General features: G+C 60.0%; 3 protein-coding genes. 2 read left to right on the top strand and 1 reads right to left on the bottom strand.

The window, feature by feature from the left end; translation table 11 throughout:
* Positions 1-94: 94 nt before the first annotated feature.
* Positions 95-2,170 (bottom strand): AsmA family protein, encoded by a 2,076-nt coding sequence (locus QMX86_RS27595; RefSeq protein WP_282387683.1) that lies wholly within the window; start codon positions 2,168-2,170, stop codon positions 95-97.
* 384 nt (positions 2,171-2,554) lie between these two features.
* On the opposite strand from QMX86_RS27595, the gene QMX86_RS27590 reads away from it, so the two are divergent.
* Both QMX86_RS27590 and QMX86_RS27585 read left to right on the top strand, forming a co-directional pair.
* Entirely contained in the window at positions 2,555-2,977 is a 423-nt protein-coding gene (locus tag QMX86_RS27590; RefSeq protein ID WP_016771905.1) for a hypothetical protein, read from the top strand.
* A 153-nt stretch (positions 2,978-3,130) separates the two neighbouring features.
* Complete coding sequence (locus QMX86_RS27585) at positions 3,131-3,763, top strand: TetR family transcriptional regulator (protein WP_016771906.1); 633 nt, start codon at positions 3,131-3,133, stop codon at positions 3,761-3,763.
* The last annotated feature ends 111 nt before the right edge of the window (positions 3,764-3,874 follow it).

The following is a 3,874-nucleotide window of genomic DNA, read 5'->3' as shown; positions in this document are numbered from 1 at the left end:
GGCTCGCTCCCACACTGGAACGTATTTCAATTGAAGAAATGCGTTCGAATGTGGGAGCGAGCCTGCTCGCGAAGGCGCCTTCAGAGACGCCGCATTACTTGCTGGGTTTAACGGTCACCGGCGCCTTGCCCTGCTTCATCTGCTCCAGCAACGGCGCGCACTGATTCGGTTCGCCACCGCTCGGCGCCACCAGCGCCAGCAATCCCGCCGCCGGTGCGGCTATCACGCCCAGCGCAACCATCCCCGCCCCGCGCAGCATCAACGGTACGGCTTTGACGCCGGCATCCGGTTTGATGAACTTGCCGCGCACATATAGCGGCGAGCGCAGCGAGATCAGACGCCAGCCTTTCGACTCCGGGGTCACGGTCAGATCGAGTTGCTCGGTAGCCATGTTCGCTGTGCCATCGATGTAAATGATCGCGTTCTCGGTATCGAAGACAAACAGCCGTGTCGTGGCCAGGCCGGTCTTGATGTCGAAGTCCGCGGCCGCGCAATTGATCTTCACTTCCTTGTCGCCAAAGATCTTGCCGACCACGTAGTTGCCGACGTTGAGCCCGGCCAGTTCCATCAGCTCACGGCTGATCGCACCGTCGTTGATCAGCATCTTCAGATTGCCGTTGGCGCCGCCGAGCAGCTTGGCCACGGAGTTGCCCCGGCCACTGATGTCGGCGTCGCCATTGAGCTCACCGAAACTGGTTTTCATCGGCTCGAAGGTCGGGAACAGCTCTTTGAGTTTGAATTTGCGTGCGGTCAAACGCGCCCGGCCTTCCAGCGGCTCGGTGCGACCATTGAGGCGGATCAGCGCATCCAGGGTGCCGCCGGCGACGCCAAAGCGCAGCGGTTCCAGGCTGAGTTCGCCGTCGTTGAGTTTCAGATGGGTATAGAGGTCGTTGAACGGCAGCTTCTCGCTGTGGACGATACGCTTGCCGGTGAACTCGACATCGGCGTCCATGGCGCGCCAGCGATCGGTTTTGAATTCTTCGACCGGCAGGATCTTATCTGCCGGCTGCTTGCTCGCGCCGCCACGGGCCTTTTGCTCGGTGTTGGAATCAGCCCCGATCAACGGTGCAAGGTCGGCGAACAGCAGCTGATTGGAGAGCAACGCACCCGTGAGTTTCGGCCGTGGCTGGCTGGCCACGTAGGTCAAGTCGCCGTGAATATCGCTGTCGCCGATCTTGCCGTTGAATTTTTCATAAGTGAATTTCGCCCCGGCCTCGTCATGCAGCTTGGCGATCAAGTGGCCGTCGGTGGAATACGGTGGGGTGTCCGGCAGGGTCACGCCGGTCAGCGGGTAAAGATTGCCGAGGCTGTCGCCAGCGAGCTTCAAGCGCAGGTCGAGGGCGCCGAGATTCAGCGGGTCAGTCAGGGTGCCGGCCAGTTCGATACGGGTGTCGCCGATCTTCGCCTGGGCCTGCAACGGGAACGGCTTGCTCGCGTCCTGCAAGGCCAGCAGCCCGCCGATCTTGCCCTGCCCGGTGAGGTTCTGCGCGTGGTATTGGCCTTTGACCTTGAGTGCAAAGGCATAGTCCTGCGGTGCGCCGCCCTTGTCCTGAGCGGTTTTCGCCGCTTTGTCGCCGACAATCTCGCTGAATGGAATCGGCTTGCCGAGCGGGTCGATCAACACATCGAGGTTGGTCTTCAGGGTCTGGTCGTCGAGGGTCACGTGGCCCTTGTCGAAACCGATCGCGCCGATATCGACCACCCAGCTCGACGGCTCGGCGTTCGGGTCCTTGGGATCGAATTTGAAGGTCCAGTTCGCGCGGCCATCGGCCAGACGTTGCAGTTCGGCATTCGGCTCGGTCAGGTCGATGCGCGGAATCACCACGCGCTGGGCCAGCAGGGCCAGCGGCGAAATGCGCAGTTCAACGCGTTTGAGCGTGACCATCTGCGGCTGTTTCGACCAGTCCGGGTTGCCCAGACTCAGATCCTCGGCGACCACGTGCGGCCACGGCACCCAAGAGCGCCAGCCGCCTTCTTCCGGCTCGCGCTGCCAGATCACAGCGAGGTTGCCATTGATGGCAAACGCCCGGTGCAGTTCTTCCGAAACTTTCTCGTTGATCGTGGGTTTGATCCGGTTCCAGTCGAAAAACACGATGATCAGAATCAAGGCTGCCAGCAGCAGCGCGAGGATGGCGAAGGTCCAGCTGAAGATTTTTCCAGTGCGCGTCATGCACAAAGCTCCTGATCACGACCGCACGCCGGACATCCCGACGCACAGCTGAAACGGCAGACCGAAGCGGCCCCTATGCAGTCTGTGACTGGCGAAAGGCCCGCAGGTTTAATTGAAAGGCAGTTTAAGCCATAAAAAGGCCGGCAAAACTGACCGATCGGTCGAGCAGTGTTACCGCGACCCGCACTTTTGCGAGGCGCGAGTGAGTCGAAAATACCCACGACGGTGCAAAACCGTCGCCCGCAAAGGCCCGATCTAGAGCCTTCGCGCCGAACAATCAATTCTGTTGATTATTACCATTGCGTTTATGAACTTTTATATCGACTTATCGAGAGTAGCATTGCCCTCGTACCCACTTTATTGCCCTCCCAAGGAGCCACTATCATGAAACGCCAATTACTGCTCAGCCTTACCCTGTCGATGCTAGCCAGCACTGCTTTTGCCCTGCCCGCTGCCGATCAGGCCACTCCGCAAGTCAAAGACAGCCACTCGGTGTTCAGCCAGACTCTCGCTGAAGACGGCTACGACAAAACCCCACAAGGTCAGACTCTGGCTGAAGACGGCTATGACAAAACCCCACAAGGTCAGACTCTGGCTGAAAACGGTCGCAACCGCCTCCAAGAAAAAGGTCTGGTTGAAGATGGCTATGACAAGACGCCACAAGGCCAGGCTGTAGCCGAAAACGGCCGCAATCGTCTCGAAGAAAAAGGCTTGGTGGAAGACGGCTACGACAAGACTCCACAAGGTCAAGCCCTCGCCGAAGGTGGTGGTGACCGTGTGATCGAACGCAACAGCGCCGTGAGCTGAGCCTATGACGGCCCAGCGAAAAAGCCCAATCAGCGGATTGGGCTTTTGACTTTTCAGCTTCTGTGATCCCTCGCTGCATGACTCCCCGTTCGACGCCGACAAAGCCGATTTGCTAGAGTGCGGCGCTTGTCCTGCCGAAGAACACACCCTGCGATGCTGCCCCGCGCCGAACAGAAACAACAGACCCGCAACGCCCTGATGGACGCTGCCCGCCACCTGATGGAAAGCGGCCGAGGATTCGGCAGCCTGAGCCTGCGCGAAGTGAGCAAGACCGCCGGCATCGTGCCCACCGGTTTCTACCGGCACTTTGCCGATATGGACGAGTTGGGTCTGGTACTGGTCAGTGAAGTCGGCCAGACCTTCCGCGAGACCATCCGCCTGGTGCGCCACAATGAATTCGTCATGGGCGGCATCATCGACGCTTCGGTGCGCATCTTCCTTGATGTGGTCAACGCCAACCGCTCGCAATTCCTGTTTCTCGCCCGCGAACAATACGGCGGCTCGCTGCCGGTACGTCAGGCAATCGGACGCCTGCGGGAGAACATCAGCGCCGACCTCGCGGCGGACCTGGCGCTGATGCCCAAGCTGCAACATCTGGATCTGGCCGGCCTCAGCGTGATGGCCGACCTGATCGTCAAATCGGTGTTCGCCACCCTCCCCGACATCATCGACCCGCCCGCCGAGGCCTTGCCGGAGCATCTGACCCCGCAGGCGAAGATCACCCAGCAACTGCGCTTCATCTTCATCGGCCTCAAGCACTGGCAAGGGCTGGGCAGTACCGAGTAATCCTTTCATTATCTGACACAGCGCAAAGCCCCTGTGGGAGCGAGCCTGCTCGCGAAAGCGCTGAGTCAGCTGAATACATCTGTCTGACACGGCGCATTCGCGAGCAGGCTC

Source organism: Pseudomonas sp. PS01270 (genome assembly GCF_029959775.1).
GTDB lineage: Bacteria > Pseudomonadota > Gammaproteobacteria > Pseudomonadales > Pseudomonadaceae > Aquipseudomonas > Aquipseudomonas atacamensis.
The sequence above is the reverse complement of the archived record's forward strand: the minus strand, read 5'-3'. Positions and strand labels throughout refer to the sequence as shown.